This is a genomic window from Pirellula sp. SH-Sr6A (genome assembly GCF_001610875.1).
Lineage (GTDB): Bacteria > Planctomycetota > Planctomycetia > Pirellulales > Pirellulaceae > JBKCUI01.
The window spans coordinates 5,748,421-5,764,785 of the sequence record NZ_CP011272.1 but is presented as its reverse complement, the minus strand read 5'-3'; the positions used below and the strand labels follow the sequence as shown (position 1 = coordinate 5,764,785).

The window sequence follows — 16,365 nt, the reverse complement described above, 5'->3', positions numbered from 1 at the left end:
GAAGTTTTACCAGCATGCACATCAAGAAAAGTGTGGATAACTTCTCGAGTCGTTGTGTCGGTCGCATCGCAAAATAATTCTGACAATGCGTGTCGGAGGCGTCGCTATTCACAGGGTTAGGCGTGTCGGTGTCGTCGCATTTTTGGAAAACAATCTGTTGTCGCTCCTCCTGCAACAGGCCAGAAACGCTTGACTTTTCGGGCTATTTTCGAATTCCCGTCGCTTCCGTACAAAGTACTTGTACAAGAGTACTTGTACAGACAAAGAGATTTGCTTCTGAGGGAACTGTTTTGAGGATCGATGAAAGGCACAACGCAGTGTTGAAACGTCTTGCTTGGAGGTGCGTGTGAAGCAATGGCTACGATGCGATGTTGCGAAGGATCTGGCTGACGCTTGCAATTGGACCTTCGCGGCGTTTTGCTGGTGCTGTTGGTTCGGAAACATCACCGAAGAGTTCAGCTCGAATCTGAGTGAAGACTCGCTGGCTCTCGACAGACATCTCCAACTCTTGTCGCTCTGCTCGTTTAAGATCTTGCCACCAATCGGGACAAGTTCGTGTACCTTGTGCTGCCTTAGTCACGGAATCAACGAGGTAAGCCATTGGCGACTTGTGGAAGTAGCTAACACCGAATCGCTCGATGGCTGCTTGGGTAATGTCAGCCCATTCCGCAAGGAGTCGGGGAGGGAACTTGGCGATTAATCTCGCGGCAGCAGCTTCCTCGAATCCGATGATCTGGAGTGTTTCAAACAACGGCGAATCTTCGGCTGCGGCAATGTATGCACGCTGAGACTTTTGAGCGAAGTAGGGACCTCGTGACAAGCGAACGTAATAGCGGCCAGGGGAGGTCTTGAACACTTCAGCTTCGCTTAGGACATGCAGGTCGATGAGGTTCTGAAGGCACTTCGAGACTTTTACCTTCATATCCCGAGTTGCCACCGAGGAACTGAACCCGAGGATGTTTACCGCGACGTGTTCCAACCGAAGGGCGTTCAAGTGCGAGCGACGGGGAAGAACCTTGCTGACAAAGAGAAACAACCGTCGACTGGCTGCATCAAGTTCTCGGTAGATGGCTAAGTCGAATCGGAAGTGGCCAGCGGCAGATTGAATCATCTCAAAGAAGATTGGGTCCCAGGCGATTCGCCAGCTCCGGCCTGATTCGAGATTCACCGGCAGGCTGTAACTGAAGAAGCGAAAGCTGACTCGACGATGCTCTTCGCGGATCGGATCGTAGAACCCATCGTTCATGTAGGTCACAGCAGACAATCGGCGGATGGCTTCGGCAAATTGCTTGTACTGACGGCCACCACGTTTGTTGGTTTGATTGATCACGCCGAGCTGGCGAAGGCACCAATGCGGAGTTGCGAAGAGTTCTGGCTCGGGATTTGGCTGGAGTAGGGTGAGGGCGAGCAATCCCCAGAGATAAAGCTCATCAGCGGCGGAGAGTCCAAGTGGGCAGAACACTCGAGCGCGAGCAGAACGCTTGGTGTCTGAGTTGGGGTAGTAGAAATACTCGGAGTCAAAGACGAGGTTTTCGGTCAGGGATACCTTTGGGTCGAGTGGACACAAGGCGTGTTCGACCAGCGAGAGTTGGCCGATCCCAGTGGTTCGCTTTGTCGCTGCGTTTTTTGCTGCCATGGATCCCTTTCCTGGTTTAATCCAGTTAAAGGAACTAGCACGGAACGTTTGATCTCGAAACGTACTTTTTCAAGTCAAATCAACTACGTACGACGGCAACCGTGACGAGCATCCTTCACCAGAGCAATGAAGGGTAGTAGGACGGCGATCATGGACCCTATCAGCTAAGAAACGCCGATTGCTCAATGTTCGTAGAGACTTGGCCGGAATTTCCATTGGAAATTGGCAAATCGAGTTCAAAGCATTCTTCCTCGGAAAAATGCGACGCAAACGACACGTACATAGCACCGGCCATTCGTACTACGATCCGGGCCATTGGGAGCATCCGTGGCGGGTAGTTGGTCCGATTTCCATAGACCCTATTAGCTAAGGATCGGTTTTTTGCGAATAATTCAAAAGGGTTGCGCGGAATTTCCATTGGAAATCGACACGCCCAGTAGTTTGGCGGCGGGGTTCGCCTTCTTAGTAATGCCGTTAATCGATGAGCAAATCTTGCTTGTGACTGTTGTCGGTGGCAGGCTGCATTTACGAGTGAGGACGAAAATAGGTTTTGGCGTGCGAGGCATTCCAATCAATGGGTGGAAACGGGCATATCCACTGAGCAGGGATCACCGAGGGACGAAATCTCTCGGTGGTCCCTGTCTTCTCGATGAGTGCTTTATGAAAGGCCGATCCGATGTCCATAGGTACAAATGGAGTCACATCCTTTGCTGTAACCGTGCCAAATGCTGACGAGGTTTCTCTAGGACTGATCATTGCAGAAAAGTATGTCGATACAGACCATCGACTCTTACCAACTGACGAACCACTGAACTCGACGCTTGTATTTGACCGCTTATCCGCTATGTGTCACCGTAACGGAAATGATTTCGGCAACTTAGAAGGAATTTCCATTGGAAATCAAATTGTTGCCTGTAGTCACGTGAGGTCCCATGGCAGCAATCACACTTTGTCTCATCAATCAGAAAGGCGGCTGCGGCAAGAGTTCGACATGCTTCCATCTAGCAGGTGCGTACGCAGCACTTGGCTATTCGGTTCTGCTCGTTGACGCCGATCCACAAGGATCACTTAGCCAGGGCTTTCTCGGATCTGATTTCGTGGAACAGTTACCAGCAAGCGAAACACTTGCCGCATTGTTCGATGAGAACTGCTTCTTCCTCGATCAGCAGTTGCTCATCCGCCCAACAGGATTTGAGAAGATCTCGATCGTTCCTGCGAACCAACACCTCGCCGACTTCAACGCTCCAAAGCCTGCAACCGCAGGCATGACTCAATTCGTCGTCCGTGAATTCCTTGAGCAGCAGGACGCATACGACATCGTGATGATCGACTGCCCACCAAATCTCTATCAATGCAGTTGGAACTCGATGATTGCAGCGAACTACGTTGTGATTCAAGTTCCTCCTGAAGACTTCGGAACCCAAGGCCTGCGTGCCGTGCATCAAGCCATCGATAACGCACGCCAGCTGAATCCATCACTTCGCCGCTTGGGACATCTAGTAACAAGGTATGACAAACGGCTCCTCGTTCATCGTTCCTACGAGGAGCGATTGCGAGAACTCTATCGAGAGATGGTGCTAGACACGATCGTGCCAGAAGCTTCCGCATTCAAAGTTGCATTGGCATGTCGGCAGCCAGTGGAGTTTTACAGTTCCAAATCGGCTGCGGCGGTGACGATGCGAGAATTGGTCGGCGAGATCATGGGGCGAATTGCACAGAAAGCGAAGAAGAGAACGGTGGCGTAGGTAGTTATGACAAGCACACGAAACATCTTAGAACGAATCAAACCCCAGCTCGATGAATCGATGGGAGTTCGTGCCAACGATTCTCGTCCTCAGTTGAGCCCTGTTCCAAATGCCAAGGATGTTGGGAGACGCGCTCTTCGCACGTTCGGAACACTTGCGATTGAAATCCTCATCCCCGATCCCGACCAGCCGAGAACGGAGTTCGATGAGCAAGAGATTGAGCACCTTTCCAAGAGCATCCTGGATAAGGGGCAATTGCACCCCATTCGAGTTCGATGGTCTGAAACGCATGGCAAATGGATCATAATCTCCGGTGAACGTCGCTTCCGAGCAATCAAGCTAGCAGGACTAACCACCGCAGAGTGTTACTTCCAAGAAGGCGAGCTGACCAAAACAGACATTCTCGAACAACAGTTGATCGAGAACTTACTTCGAGCTGACCTCAAGCCAATTGAAGAGGCAACGGCGTTTGATGATCTGATGAAACTCAATGGCTGGACCGCTAAGGAGCTTTCCGAGGCGATACGAGTAAGCCAGCCAAAGATCGCGCGTTCCCTCGCCTTGCTAAAACTGCCTTCGGACATTCGCGAACGCATCGATGCTGGAGAAATTTCAGCACGTGCGGCCTATGAGGCCTCGAAACTTGAGTCCGAAGAACAACAACGTGCCGCCGTTACTGTAGGACCATCGGATCAGGTGCAGCCCTCGATCGACTCGGTGCAAAAGCAGGTTCGGATGCGTGCAGGCAGTACCACTAAGAAGCAGCGAGGTGTGAAGCAGACCTTCGTTCTGGAAGATGGTTGGAAGATCACCGTTTCGGCGGCACGCAAAGCCAACTATCACGAAGTGGAGCAAGCATTGCAGCAAGCTCTCGATGAAGTGCGACTTCGAATCGAGAACAACGTGCAGCTAGGATAAACGCTTTGAACGGAGGCAACGGAAAAGCTGATAGCGAACGTTTTCTACATCCGCTGCCGGTTAAATTATTCTTTGCCTTAGGCGTCGAATACTTGTGTGCAGTAGTGTTTAGCAGCCTGTTATTGTCCGACGTTTACGAAGGCGTCCTTGAAAGCTTGAGTAGTGCGGTTGTTGCCAGCCTGTTTTACTTACCTGCGATCTTAATGACATGGAAATGCAGACAGGTCCCCGTTTCCATCTCATCTGAGAATATCTCGGGACCATCAATCATTTCGCTCACCAAAGTCCCGCAACGCCAATCGATCCTGATCTCTTCGATTGATTCGCAGCGCACAGATATCACTGACCGGTGGTGGAAAGTAGGTTCGTTCAATAGGTACCGTGTGGTCGATTCCCAAGGGAATGAGATTGTAATCTTACGTCATTTGTATTCCAAAGCGGATGTTGAGCTTGTGTTGCGACGTCTGAAAGCCGGAGCACCATCGATTCAAGAAGCTGTCCGGTGACGATTGGGTACTTCGAATTCGAAGCGAGCGAAACATGTCGCTTCGCTAGGCATCGGTGGTAATCGGTTTATCTGTAAGACTCCGACACAAGCGACTTAGGTACGCATTCAGTCTGAGTTCCAACTCGGAGAGCGTGAATCCAAAAATTCTTTGCGCTGCGATGTTGACGGGTATCATGCAGATGCGTGGGTTCGGTCTTGATCTACATCAGAACCGTGTGCTGATGACGAACTAATTGTTAGTCACAACTCATGACGGGCTTAAAGTATTTCACCGCAAGATCATTGCTCTAAGTCGTATTCTCTTGTCATGCTACATCGCGATTATCGTGGTCCCTGAGAGAACACGACACAAGGTGATGGAGATTCCGATGGAGATGATCACTTCCAGTCAAGCATTTCGGAGTACGATACAGCTGCCACCATTACCAACTGCATTAACTTTGGCATCAATCGGATTGGTCTTGGCCGCTTTCGCTCCTCTTAGCGTCGTCGCGGCTTACATTTCGATTCTTCTATGCGTCTTACTCACATTCACCCTCCAAACACTTCACGCATTGCGAGCAACAGAATCGCAACCAAGAATCCTCAAAATGCTTTTGGGGCTTTCTCGCGACCGGGAGATTAGTCAGCTTCACAACGCGCTCGCTGATGCATTGGAGAAAGTCGCAGACCAAACAGATCCAATCTTTCGCAGTCTGGCACACCAGCGTCTGCAATCAATTATTGAGCAAAGCGAACTGATGGGAGCTGCGACAATTGAGTTTCCCTCCACAGAAAGCTGGAGGGTTGTCTATGAGGAGTTGCTCCGCAGTCCTGGCTTGCATCTTTATCGATCGGTCTCCTACATCGAATCCGCCCACTACTGGCAGGACGGTCCAGGGCAACAGAGCACCAAGCTCAATCTGGAATTGCAGGATGCAAGGATCGTGAGCATCGAACGCATTGCAATCATCGCCGACCATCTTTGGCCAGAGGAGGCCTTGTTCCCAATTGAGCCAATTCACTCATGGCTTGATGAGCAGCATCGCCATGGCATTCGCTTGAGATTGCTCCGGGAGTCTGATGTAGGTACGGAGACAGATCTGTTGAATGACTTTGGGATCTACGGAAACCGAGCAGTTGGAATACAGCTTGCCGACCCAGCTGGCCGGACCATTCGATTCGTTCTGAGTTTCGATTTCGCAAAACTTCGCCAGGCTGAAGCCCAGTGGAGTCGACTGACGGTTTACTCAGTTTCTTACGCGGAGCTACTGGATCAGAAGCATTGATCCCACTACGATCGGGGTAGTGGAGGTTTTTGCAGTCGTGTTGAAGCCGTTGTACCTCGATACGGCACGACTAGGACAAATGTCGCCAAGGGCCTGTCGTGCTTCGGTAGATTTCTCTCGGTTTGCTGCTGAGTTCGGTGGCGATCTGTACCTGAGTAAACTGTTATCAAGTGGCTTCGACAGTTGGCCCCAGTGGATGCAAGAGCAATTTGAAGGGCTCTCTGAGTGGCAAGGCATCGCTGGTCTGAAGGCGAATTTGAGAAGCCTATCCCAAGCAAACGAGCAAGTTGAGGTTGCCCTCGCCTCTCGATCAAGCTCGCTGATGCAGTTTGGAGCAAAGCTCCTCTCTGGCCCATGTAGGAACGTTTTGGTCACCGACCTGTCTTGGCCCGGTTATCAAGCAATTCTCCAGCAGCAGAGTCACACAGCCGCGTGCAGGGTCTCCCTGATACCACTTCGCGAAAAGATAATGCGGGACGGGGTTTCTTCGAGTGAAGTCGTCCAGTTAATCACTGCGGCGTTTCACACATTTCGCTGCGATGGGCTGTTTTTACCACTAATCGATAATTTTGGCGTGAAGCTACCTGTGCGGAGAATCGTTCGTGCGATTGAATCATCAGCTGATTTGCGGTTTGTGCTCGTTGATGGTGCTCAAGCACTGGGTCAGATCCCCTTGGAGCTGAGTGAATGCTACTGCGACTTACTTATTGCGAGTACTCAAAAGTGGCTCCGAGCCTATTCCCCGATGGGCGTGGGATTCTACTGCATGCGGCAGAACGGGAGTTATGTCCATTCCACCCTGGAGCGTTGGACAAGGATGGGATACCTCGAAGATCCGCTCCTCCGATTCACCATGGAACTTGAGACCGGTCGATTCAATCGATTCGGCGAAACGGTTTCTATCGCTCCCCTTTTCAACGTCAATGCAGCTTGTATCGACGCCTTGGCACGGATCGATATCCCAAACACCGATGCCCGAACCACAATCGACTCTTACGAGTCGCTCCATGGTTGGACACGGCTTGCCACAGCATCGGACATGGAAAGCAAAGCCTCAGTGTTCAAGGCGGGCACTGCAAGCGTGAGAAAGCTACCAGCGGAAGTTATTCGAAGCCGATTCTTTCGCAGTGGATTGGTGGTCAGTGCTTACGACAAGGGATTGGTTCGCGTATCCGAGCCCACATCCGCTCTGATTGGCGACGAACTCGATCAACTTGTCTTGGGATTCAACGGCGTGCCGCATCATTTGCATTATTCTTGCAGATAGAACTTTACTGATTCGCGAGAACTGTGCTAAACGCTTGGGAATGTTACAAGCCTTCGCAGGAATCATCGACGCAAGCGGACTTCGTTCTCTACAGCAGGACAACGGTCGCATTCAGCCCGACAGCAACGAGTCGGGAACTGCCAGTGTCCCCTTCTGGGCAATTCTTGACACAAACGATGCCACAAGAGTGTTGAAGGAACTGTTGTCGGGAAATCGACGACGGGCACTTCGCTTGCTCGAAGAAGCATCAGTTTCTCTGGGTTCCAATCCTCGTCACCGTTGATTAGCAAACGCCATAGCGCTAAAACGAAAAAGGCCCCTTGCGGGGCCGGGCATGAATGGCAAGTCAGCTGATCATCTCTACGATCGCAATCGTGTAAACGACCAAGAAAAGTAGAAGCTGCCAGTAGAGTCGCTTAAACGCTGCTAGCTGATGTTTTCTGATTTGATGTTCATGCCACTTCTCAATCTGTTGTGCCCTTCTCTGAGCGTTCATCTCATTTCTCCATTGTTACCAGGTATGACTGCCTGATGACTGGCTTGCAGCCAGCCATTCGGAAGCCCGTTGGTGATGGAGTCGAGAAGGGTTTCGGAGTGAGGAGTTCCTCGTATGTTTCTCTAGCCGAGGAAAAGCTAGTTGAGTCGGACCGATTCGGCGTGAACCGATTCGGGAGTTGGATCAAAAAGGTCCCCTTGCGGGAACCAAAAAACCTATCGGTGAAGCGAAACAAACGCGAGGAGCATCACGACGAAGAAAAACATCAGGATAAGTGTTCCCTGTGCCAATGCTTGCCGCAAATATCTACGCTCGTAGTCGCTCATCCATGGTTTTTTCTGTCCCTTCGCATAACTTCGATTTCGCATTCAGCCCTCCTTGGTTGTCACTGCTCTGCACACCCGCCGGAATTGGCGGGCGTGTCGAATGGTGGCTGCTTGGGTGGCTGATTGCGGTTCAAAAACGAAGGGTTTCCCTTATGTTTAGCCTGCCGGGAAAAGCAGAGTTATGTCGGACGAGCGTGATGGCGATCGAATTTCAAAATGGCTTCCCCGAAGGGAAGCCTGACAACCTAAAGTAGCAACAAGTACACTGCGATTCCCCAGATCGTGCAGTAGATCAGGAAAATCGAAACAGCATGCTGGATGAGTGCCAACAAGAACTCGAGTTCGTCCTTGCTGCCGACGATTGGTAAGTCACACCACCAGGTTTTCCAGGTTTTCATAACGCATCTCCATGTTACGTAACGCATTGCGCCCAGGCAGGATTGCCTGAGCGAAATACGCTCGCGTCTAGAGTGCGTTGCTGGAAATCGAGGGGGTCCCCTTATCTTTCGCTAGCCGGGGAAAAGCTAATTGGACTGGTTGTGCGATAGAATCAGGCTAATCTGATTTCCTGATTGTACGTGGACCGGATCAGGCAGTCTCGAATCACGCACTCGAAGTGGCACTTGAACGCGTCTCTTAGCACCGTTGAAACGCAAAGATTCTTGACCAGAAGGGCTAACACGTTGGGATTCTGATAGGAGAATAAAAAGTTGCCGATGATTCATTCGGCGCAGTTTTGATTCAGGATCGACTACGTGCAATCTGCTTCAAAATCATAGAAAATCGTCGTGAAATCGCGACAAGTGATTCCTGAGCTACTAGACAATCGATTTTGCCATTTCTAACGTGTGTCGGTATCTTTGAATTTCGCCGTAGCATTCGACGGTTTATGATCCATTGAAACGCGAATTCGCAGACGGACTCGACCAAGTGATTATGCGGATCCTACCCCTGAAGAAAGGTAATCGTGTCAAAAACCGTTAGATCGCAGAGGTCTCACGCTGCGGCAAAATTTAGTCTGAACATTGCCAGAGTTGTATTCGACGACACTGAGGTCCGCGTCGGGCTATTGCCATATGAAAATGCGGAACAGCTCGCAGCACTTAGAGCTGAATATGGTTCGACACACGTGTTTCGCAGGACGAACGGATCAAAGATTGAGGCGGTAGCCTTCGTTGCGGATGCTCCTTCCATTGGTGACAGCTTCAAGAACATTACGTTCAAGCAAGAACTAGGACTTGCAGCTTCCATGATGCGAAACGCTCTAATAAGCCATTTATACGCCATGCCGCGTAAGGTGTATGACTTTCGGCCAGTTACGTTCCTCGCTGATGAATCACGGGAAAACCTTCTCTCGAAAGCGGTTCCAGATGGTGTCGATTGTCCGAATTGGCTTAATGTTTGCCCGATGTTTGAGGCAGACGTGCGAGTTTTTCATTTTGACCAGCAAGAGCCTTTTGTGGGTCTTTGCCTGAACGTATTCACTCGGCGAAGGATTTCACGTACCTGTAAAGAACTTCTCGCTGATGGTTTTGATATCCAAGGCTATTACGTAGGTCGGCAAGTCCTATCGACTGATTCACGAATCCAACCACGATTCCGATTGGCCGGTCGTGTCGATCGAATTGATGCTGAAAGGTTGATTCTGAGCGATCACCGCGACAACGAAGACAATGTCGCTCCTGATGAAGTCCAAATCGAAGCGGCAGCGTTCGAGCCGCTCGTCCGACACGCTTTAGGAGACTTGGCGGGTGCCACGCTCGAACGATTACGGGGCTTACTTGAGAATTTTTACACCGGTCCATCGCGTTTTGAACGACTTCGAGCGACTTGCAAATATTTTTCCGATCGTCGACTGGAAGTCGCTCCAGGTGTTGGATGCCATACTGGCTCTTTTCTGTCGCAAGACAATGGTCGAAATTTTCCTCGCATCGATAAGGCACCATCGGTTGCGTATGTTTTTGATCCGTCTGGTGGGAAGACTGACACATGGCACGATCGTGGCATGGAAAATTTTGGCCCGTATTCTGCACCAACGTTTACTCCAACACGTCCAAGAATCTGTGTTGTTTGCCAGAGGAATCACAAGGGTCGCGTTGAACAATTTATACGCAAATTTCTACGAGGAATCTCCATTCCGGGATCCAATCGATCGCCATTTGCCAAGGGACTAATTCGAAAGTACGCGCTTGAGGATGCTACGACAGACTTTTACGAGAGTGATGGACCTACTGCCCATGCTTATCAAAAAGCAGTGTACCGCGCTGCCGCGGCGCAAAGTGAGCAGAACTTCCGATACGACCTAGCTCTTGTAGAGACCGAAGAGCGATTTCACGAACTGCGGGGTAGCAATAGCCCCTATCTAGTCACCAAAGCGGAATTCATGAGTCTTCAGATTCCGGTCCAGGAGTTTGAGATCGAGACAACAGAAATTCCCGACAGCAGGTTGCAATATGTACTGAACAATATGGCGCTCGCGACTTACGCTAAACTTGGAGGTGTCCCATGGCTTGTGAGGGCACATCTGCCAATTGCACACGAACTCGTGGTCGGCATGGGTAGTGCGCAAATCACTGAGGGCAGGCTCGGCGAGACTCAGCGTGTTGTCGGGATAACCACAGTTTTCAGTGGAGATGGCAACTACTGTCTCTCAACACTGTCCAGGGCTGTACGATTCGAGGACTACGCAGATGAATTGCTGGTATCGTTGAAAAATACGATCGAGCGACTTTCCAAGAACATGGGATGGCAGCCAAAGGAACACGTTCGACTCGTATTTCACGCCTTCAAGCCGCTAAAGGAAGCTGAGGAAGAAGCAGTCAAAGCACTCATTGCAAGCCTTGGTGATTACGACGTCGAGTACGCATTTTTACATGTCGTTGAGGAGCATCCCTTACTGTTGTTCGACCAATCCCAAGAAGGTGAACCTGCGTACGATGGCAAGAATGGTATGAAAGGAGTCTATGCGCCGGAGCGGGGACGCTTCTTACGATTATCCGGACACGAGATCTTAATGACTCTTACCGGGCCGAAGGATGTTAAACAGGTATCAGACGGAATGCCTCGTCCCGTCATATTGCGGTTGGGTCGAGGATCTACGTTTAACGACATGACCTACCTCACCCGTCAAGTTAACACGTTTGCGTGTCATTCATGGCGAAGTTATTTCCCTTCGCCACTTCCAGTAACGATCCAGTATTCGGAGTTGATCGCACGACTTCTAGGAAATCTTTCCACTGTGCCGCAATGGAATCCCATTCATCTGGTCGGGCGGATCGGAGAAGGAAGATGGTTTCTATGAGTAGCGTTCACACCATCCTGATTGAAGATGCACGTCAAACGCTAACTCGCGAGATCGCAACGGTTGCAGGACGCAGCGATCTGCATGAGGCGTTTGTAGCTTGGCTCTGTCCCAATGCTATTCCTGGAGTAAGCATAGAAAGAGCAGTATCTGATGCGGTTAACGTCGCCGGAGCCGAGAGGAGCTTCGCCCACGTCGCTGTCCTCGGACTGGCAGCACAGGTTCGCGCGCTTTCTCCCCAAGAAAGAGAAGCCCTAGTCGCTGGCTTAAATGTGACGATAAATAGAGAGCCCGTTGTTGCGGGAACGCCGATGGGTTTCTGTATGAACGGCGTGGCGCTTGGATCCTTAGTTCTTGGAGCTAAAGCGACCGGCGACGATGCAATCTGGAAAAATACATGTAATTGGCTTCGCAAGTGTCGCGAGGCAACTGCTGAAGGTTTGGGGCTCGAATCATGGCAAGATTGGCTTCTCGACTGTATCGCCAAACAAACAGCTGCGAGTTGGAACCGAAGGTGTGTTGATTGCCAAGAGGCTGCCGCTGTTCGGGTAGCACTTAGTTCTCGTGGAATCGGAGCGATCAGCTCCGAAGACGAACAACTTGTACTTGACTTCGTTCGCAGTTCGTCGATAACGGGAATCGGAAATGCTCGTGCGGCCATCCGACTTGCCGCATTGGATTGGATCAAGCGAGAGCGTCCAACATGTGATATCCATGCCGTGAACGCCACAGATGTCGCCGAGGTGCTTCGACGAATCCCATCAGGCTTGAAAAAATGGACTTGGGAAAGCAATCCTCGGACCCGAACAGCACCAGCTGCTAGGCAATGGCATATTGAAAATGAATACCACGTTCAGAATATGCTTTGGCTAGTTTTGGCCCCCTTGCACCCTAACCTTGTCGATGAAGACTCAACGCCGAAGGTCGGTCCAGTTCAACCGAGGGCAGACATTGGCTTGCCTTCCCTTCGTCTGATCGTTGAAGCCAAGTTTATGCGCTCGAGCGATCCGCCCAAGAAAATGGTTGAGCAGATAGCGCAGGATGCAAGTCTCTACCTCGTACCAGGCTCGAAGTACGACAAGCTGATTTCCTTCATCTGGGATGACTCACGGCGTACCGAATATCACGAGGAGATGATCCAAGGACTTCGACAGATTAGCGGTGTCGCTGATGCGATTATTGTTTCAAAACCCGGGAGTATGGTGACATTTGAAGCTTGCGAATCAAACATCAATACAGGAGAAATTTCGGACAAAAGTGCATAATCGGTGAATTAGTCGCGAATTGGAAAGCGAGTTCTCAATTCGGTAAATTGGCCCCCGAACCTGGACGACAGCTACTCTATCCGATGTAGAGTAGAATTATTTTTTTGATCTAACGAAGTTTAGAAGGCAAAGCATGGTCAATTTTAGCAAGTTGCTTAGTGAGGACGTCTCACCAGTTCCTGTAGTTCCTTCAGACATTTTCCATTCTTTACCTAGGTCAGACACGAAGTTTGATTATCTTCGCGATGTCCAAGGCGAAGTACTGAAGGCTTGGCATTCTCGCCGTCACGAACGAGACATCGTCATCAAAATGAACACGGGATCCGGAAAGACTCTTGTGGGCCTGTTGATGCTCCAATCGTTATTGAACGAGGAAATTGGACCAGCCCTTTACCTTTGTCCCAACAAGCAACTTGTGGATCAAGTATGTCAGACAGCCCATGAAATAGGTATTACCGCTGTATCCGACGGCGCATCGACTGAGTTACCGCACGAATTCCTCAACAGCGAAGCAATCTACGTAACCACCTTCAAGAAGTTGTTCAACGGCCGATCGGTTTTTGGCATCCCTGGTTCCAATCGACAGCCCGTCACGATTGGCGGCGTTCTTGTTGACGATGCGCACAGTTGCCTATCTCTTGCCCGCGAAACAGTTACCGTCACGCTGGAGGCCGGAACATTGGGTTACAACAAGATTTTTGGATTGTTCAGGTCTGTCCTTAATGAACAGTCTTCCAGCAAAGTTGCTGAGATTGAGCAAGGATATCCATGGACAACCATGCCCGTTCCTTATTGGGCTTGGATGGACCTTCAACAGGACGTTGCTAAGATTCTTGCCAAGCACCGCGAAGATTCGTCTCTGGCGTTCGCCTGGGACTTGATTAAGGACAACCTTTATACCTGCCACTGCTTCATTTCTGGTAGGAAATTGGAAATAACACCTCATATAGTACCCATCGAATCCGTACCAAGTTTTTCGAAAGCTAAACGCCGTTTCTTCCTATCTGCGACACTGATCGACGATTCTATCTTACTAAAGGAATTTGGAATCGCGAAAGCGGCTGCGGCGTCGCCAATCCGCCCTCCTCTTGTTGGTGACATCGGTGAGCGTATGGTTCTGGCTCCAAGTCTGATCGACAACTCCTTGGAAGCTCAAATTCCTTCGCTTTGTAAGTCAGTAGCATCAAAGGGTCACAATGTTGTTGTTCTTGTTCCATCATTCAAGGCCGCTGAGAGATGGACTAAGGCTGGTGCGATCCTTCCACAAGGAGATGAGATCGGAGCAACTGTCGCGAAGCTTCGCACGACACAGGGGAATTTCGTTGTTTTAGCGAACCGGTATGATGGGATCGATCTGCCCGATACTGCTTGTCGCCTCCTCGTCCTCGACGGTGTTCCAACTGGGGAGTCATATTACGAGCAACACATCGCTTCGGTTCGGTCGGACTCTACCTTGGTTACCGGTCGAGTTGCACAGAATATTGAACAAGGGTTGGGCAGAGGTGTGAGGTCCGGAAAGGATTACTGTGTCGTTCTATTGTGCGGATCGCATCTTGTGCAGTTCGTAGGAGTAAAGGAAAGGCTCAATCTCTTCTCACCTGAAACGAAACAGCAGTTCATAATTGGCCAAGAGATCGTTAAACAGTCGAAGGACGAAACAGGCAAGCCCCTCGAAAAGCTTTTAGGTTTAATGAAGAGTTGCCTCAATCGTGACCCAGGATGGAAGGCTTACCATGCTAAAAAAATGGTTGGGCTGACTCCAAATACTCAAGACCCAGTTAAGTTGAACATAGCAGAAGCAGAGCGTGAAGCATCGCTTCTGGTCCACTCAGGCAGCTACATTGAGGCCGGCGAGTACCTTCAAAAGGTGCTGGATCTCCGGAATATTGACGCCGAGTCTGACAAAGGCTGGTTCATGCAGATTGCCGCGTCATACATTCAGCTAGCCGATCCGACCCGGGCTCAAGAAATGCAACGCAAGGCTCACCAATGGAACAGGCTACTTTTCCGCCCTATAGCTGGAGTTCGCTATCAGAAGATAATTGCAAAAACGGGGCTGCAGGCCCAAAACACCCTTTCCTGGGTGCAATCACACACGGACCCGAATGCTATAACGGTTTCAATCGACTCTCTCACAAATAGTCTCGTATTCGGCGTCAATCATTCGCGATTCGAGGAGGCATGGAAGCACCTCGGAAAAATTCTTGGCTTTGCCAGCGAACGCCCGGAGGAAGAACTGGGCAAGGGACCAGACGCGTTGTGGGCGATGCCTGATAATCGCTTCCTTCTAACGGAAATCAAGAACGAGGTCGAACTTGATAGGAAGGAGATTTACCAAAATGAAGCTGAGCAGATGTCAAATAGCCTCAACTGGTTCATCAAGGAGTACGGCAAGGATACACCGGTCGTTTTGCTGATGATACACCCGACGTCCAAGTTGTCGGACTCAGCGTATCCTCCAGCAAGCATGGAAGTAATGACCTTAACTAAATTGGAAGAACTCCACGCTCGATTGCGTGCCTTCGCAGCTGCATTGTCTGCCAAAGCTCCCGAATCCTGGACCGCTGGGGAAATCGGAAGTTTGCTTGCGAGCCATCGACTCGATGCCGGGAGTATTAGATCTTCGTACAGTGTCCCGACGAAGAAATAGTTTTGTCTAACCATTATCCCAGTCATAGGTCGAATGTTTTAGCTATATTTTTTCTCATTTCGGATGAAACAGGACGTGACACGTTGGCCCCTTGGACTTTATTCAAGAGAATTGTTACGCCGCCCACCACGGCCAAAACAACTGGCTCAGTGTCTAAACGTAGTCTTCTGGTGAGTCCAGCGCTCACTTACGGGATCGTACTCGACTAATACTGTGAAACTCGTGCGGACCTTCGCTCCGAATCCATTCTCCGAATCTAAGTATGATTCAACTAGGTAACTACAATCTTCAAGTGCAACGACCAGCAGATCGGCTTTTGCATTTTGGAAGACGGCAGTTGCAGGCGATTTGATCTGTTGCAAAACGAATTTCTTCGAAACGATCCATGCACCAATCTTGTCGAGCTGGCAGGTTGTGTTGGGGGAAGATTCCACTAAATGGCTGATTGGACTGATTCTTTTATTTTCAATCGACGAAGTTTGAGTGATTTCTGGTGCAGAATTTTTTATGGTCTGTTCATTTTCGGCTGCTCCCAAAAATCGTGAAGTGAGTGAAGCGACCAGTAAGAAGCCCGTGAGCGCACCAAATAACCAAATAGCTTTTTCTCTCTCTCCATCGTTGATTTCGACCTCGTCCAAAGATGGAGCTTGCGATCGGGTAATTACAGCTAGACCATCTAGCGGGCGCACTGTTCCCGAAGTTCTCGATAGATTCTTGAAGTTAAGGGTTGGGCTCGGTCCAGGATCTAGTTTCTTTCCTCCGCAGTTTGGACACTGCCAACCGCCAATCTTGATACAAGCGAGAAGCCAGCAGATTAGCCAAAGCCCAATTGTCAAAATGGACAAGAGTAAATGAAGCATGTGGTTAGTTCCTGGGCGTTCTGCGCGAACCTGCTTCTGACAATTGTTGCAGTATCTACTTCTATACTCTTGGCTCATCGGTTGCCCTTGCGAAATAAATAGCTCACATCGCGTGTCGACCAGCC

Annotated in this window: 13 protein-coding genes; 8 read left to right on the top strand and 5 right to left on the bottom strand. The window is 50.2% G+C overall.

The annotated features are described in order from the left end of the window. Nucleotides 1-358: 358 nt before the first annotated feature. Entirely contained in the window at nucleotides 359-1,636 is a 1,278-nt protein-coding gene (locus VN12_RS22260) for a hypothetical protein (RefSeq protein ID WP_146678860.1), read from the bottom strand. Between the two features lie 932 nt (nucleotides 1,637-2,568). Here VN12_RS22260 and VN12_RS22255 point away from each other — a divergent pair. The 5 genes from VN12_RS22255 (at nucleotide 2,569) to VN12_RS22235 (ending at nucleotide 7,342) form a co-directional block, all read left to right on the top strand. Continuing rightward, nucleotides 2,569-3,381 (top strand): ParA family protein, encoded by an 813-nt coding sequence (locus tag VN12_RS22255; protein WP_146678859.1) that lies wholly within the window; start codon nucleotides 2,569-2,571, stop codon nucleotides 3,379-3,381. Between the two features lie 6 nt (nucleotides 3,382-3,387). Further along, entirely contained in the window at nucleotides 3,388-4,299 is a 912-nt protein-coding gene (locus VN12_RS22250) for a ParB/RepB/Spo0J family partition protein (protein ID WP_146678858.1), read from the top strand. 5 nt (nucleotides 4,300-4,304) lie between these two features. Next, the gene (locus tag VN12_RS22245; RefSeq protein WP_146678857.1) at nucleotides 4,305-4,805 is read left to right on the top strand and encodes a hypothetical protein; all 501 of its coding nucleotides are present in this window, start codon (nucleotides 4,305-4,307) and stop codon (nucleotides 4,803-4,805) included. 442 nt (nucleotides 4,806-5,247) lie between these two features. Continuing rightward, nucleotides 5,248-6,075 (top strand): hypothetical protein, encoded by an 828-nt coding sequence (locus VN12_RS22240; protein ID WP_146678856.1) that lies wholly within the window; start codon nucleotides 5,248-5,250, stop codon nucleotides 6,073-6,075. Between the two features lie 322 nt (nucleotides 6,076-6,397). Further along, the gene (locus VN12_RS22235) at nucleotides 6,398-7,342 is read left to right on the top strand and encodes an aminotransferase class V-fold PLP-dependent enzyme (RefSeq protein WP_205855120.1); all 945 of its coding nucleotides are present in this window, start codon (nucleotides 6,398-6,400) and stop codon (nucleotides 7,340-7,342) included. A 346-nt stretch (nucleotides 7,343-7,688) separates the two neighbouring features. On the opposite strand, the gene VN12_RS26010 is transcribed toward VN12_RS22235, so the two are convergent. The 3 genes from VN12_RS26010 to VN12_RS26000 all read right to left on the bottom strand — a co-directional run bounded on the left by VN12_RS26010 (nucleotide 7,689) and on the right by VN12_RS26000 (nucleotide 8,562). Further along, nucleotides 7,689-7,838, bottom strand: a complete 150-nt coding sequence (locus VN12_RS26010; RefSeq protein WP_168164580.1) for a hypothetical protein — start codon at nucleotides 7,836-7,838, stop codon at nucleotides 7,689-7,691. Nucleotides 7,839-8,053: 215 nt separating this feature from the next. Beyond that, nucleotides 8,054-8,206 (bottom strand): hypothetical protein, encoded by a 153-nt coding sequence (locus tag VN12_RS26005; protein ID WP_168164579.1) that lies wholly within the window; start codon nucleotides 8,204-8,206, stop codon nucleotides 8,054-8,056. Nucleotides 8,207-8,409: 203 nt separating this feature from the next. After that, nucleotides 8,410-8,562 carry a hypothetical protein gene (locus tag VN12_RS26000; protein WP_168164578.1) on the bottom strand — a complete coding sequence of 51 codons (153 nt, stop codon included), beginning with the start codon at nucleotides 8,560-8,562 and terminating at the stop codon, nucleotides 8,410-8,412. 851 nt (nucleotides 8,563-9,413) lie between these two features. Between VN12_RS26000 and VN12_RS22230 the strand changes: the two genes are divergently transcribed. From VN12_RS22230 to VN12_RS22225, 3 genes are all read left to right on the top strand, one after another. Further along, entirely contained in the window at nucleotides 9,414-11,465 is a 2,052-nt protein-coding gene (locus VN12_RS22230) for an argonaute/piwi family protein (RefSeq protein WP_146678854.1), read from the top strand. Next, entirely contained in the window at nucleotides 11,411-12,730 is a 1,320-nt protein-coding gene (locus VN12_RS26505; RefSeq protein ID WP_315850193.1) for a hypothetical protein, read from the top strand. The genes VN12_RS22230 and VN12_RS26505 overlap by 55 nt, the downstream gene beginning before the upstream one ends. Nucleotides 12,731-12,863: 133 nt before the next feature. Next, nucleotides 12,864-15,380, top strand: coding sequence for a DEAD/DEAH box helicase (locus VN12_RS22225; protein ID WP_146678853.1), 2,517 nt, complete (start codon nucleotides 12,864-12,866; stop codon nucleotides 15,378-15,380). Between the two features lie 146 nt (nucleotides 15,381-15,526). On the opposite strand, the gene VN12_RS22220 is transcribed toward VN12_RS22225, so the two are convergent. After that, on the bottom strand, nucleotides 15,527-16,240 hold the full coding sequence (locus tag VN12_RS22220) for a hypothetical protein (RefSeq protein ID WP_146678852.1): 714 nt from the start codon (nucleotides 16,238-16,240) through the stop codon (nucleotides 15,527-15,529). Nucleotides 16,241-16,365 lie beyond the last annotated feature (125 nt).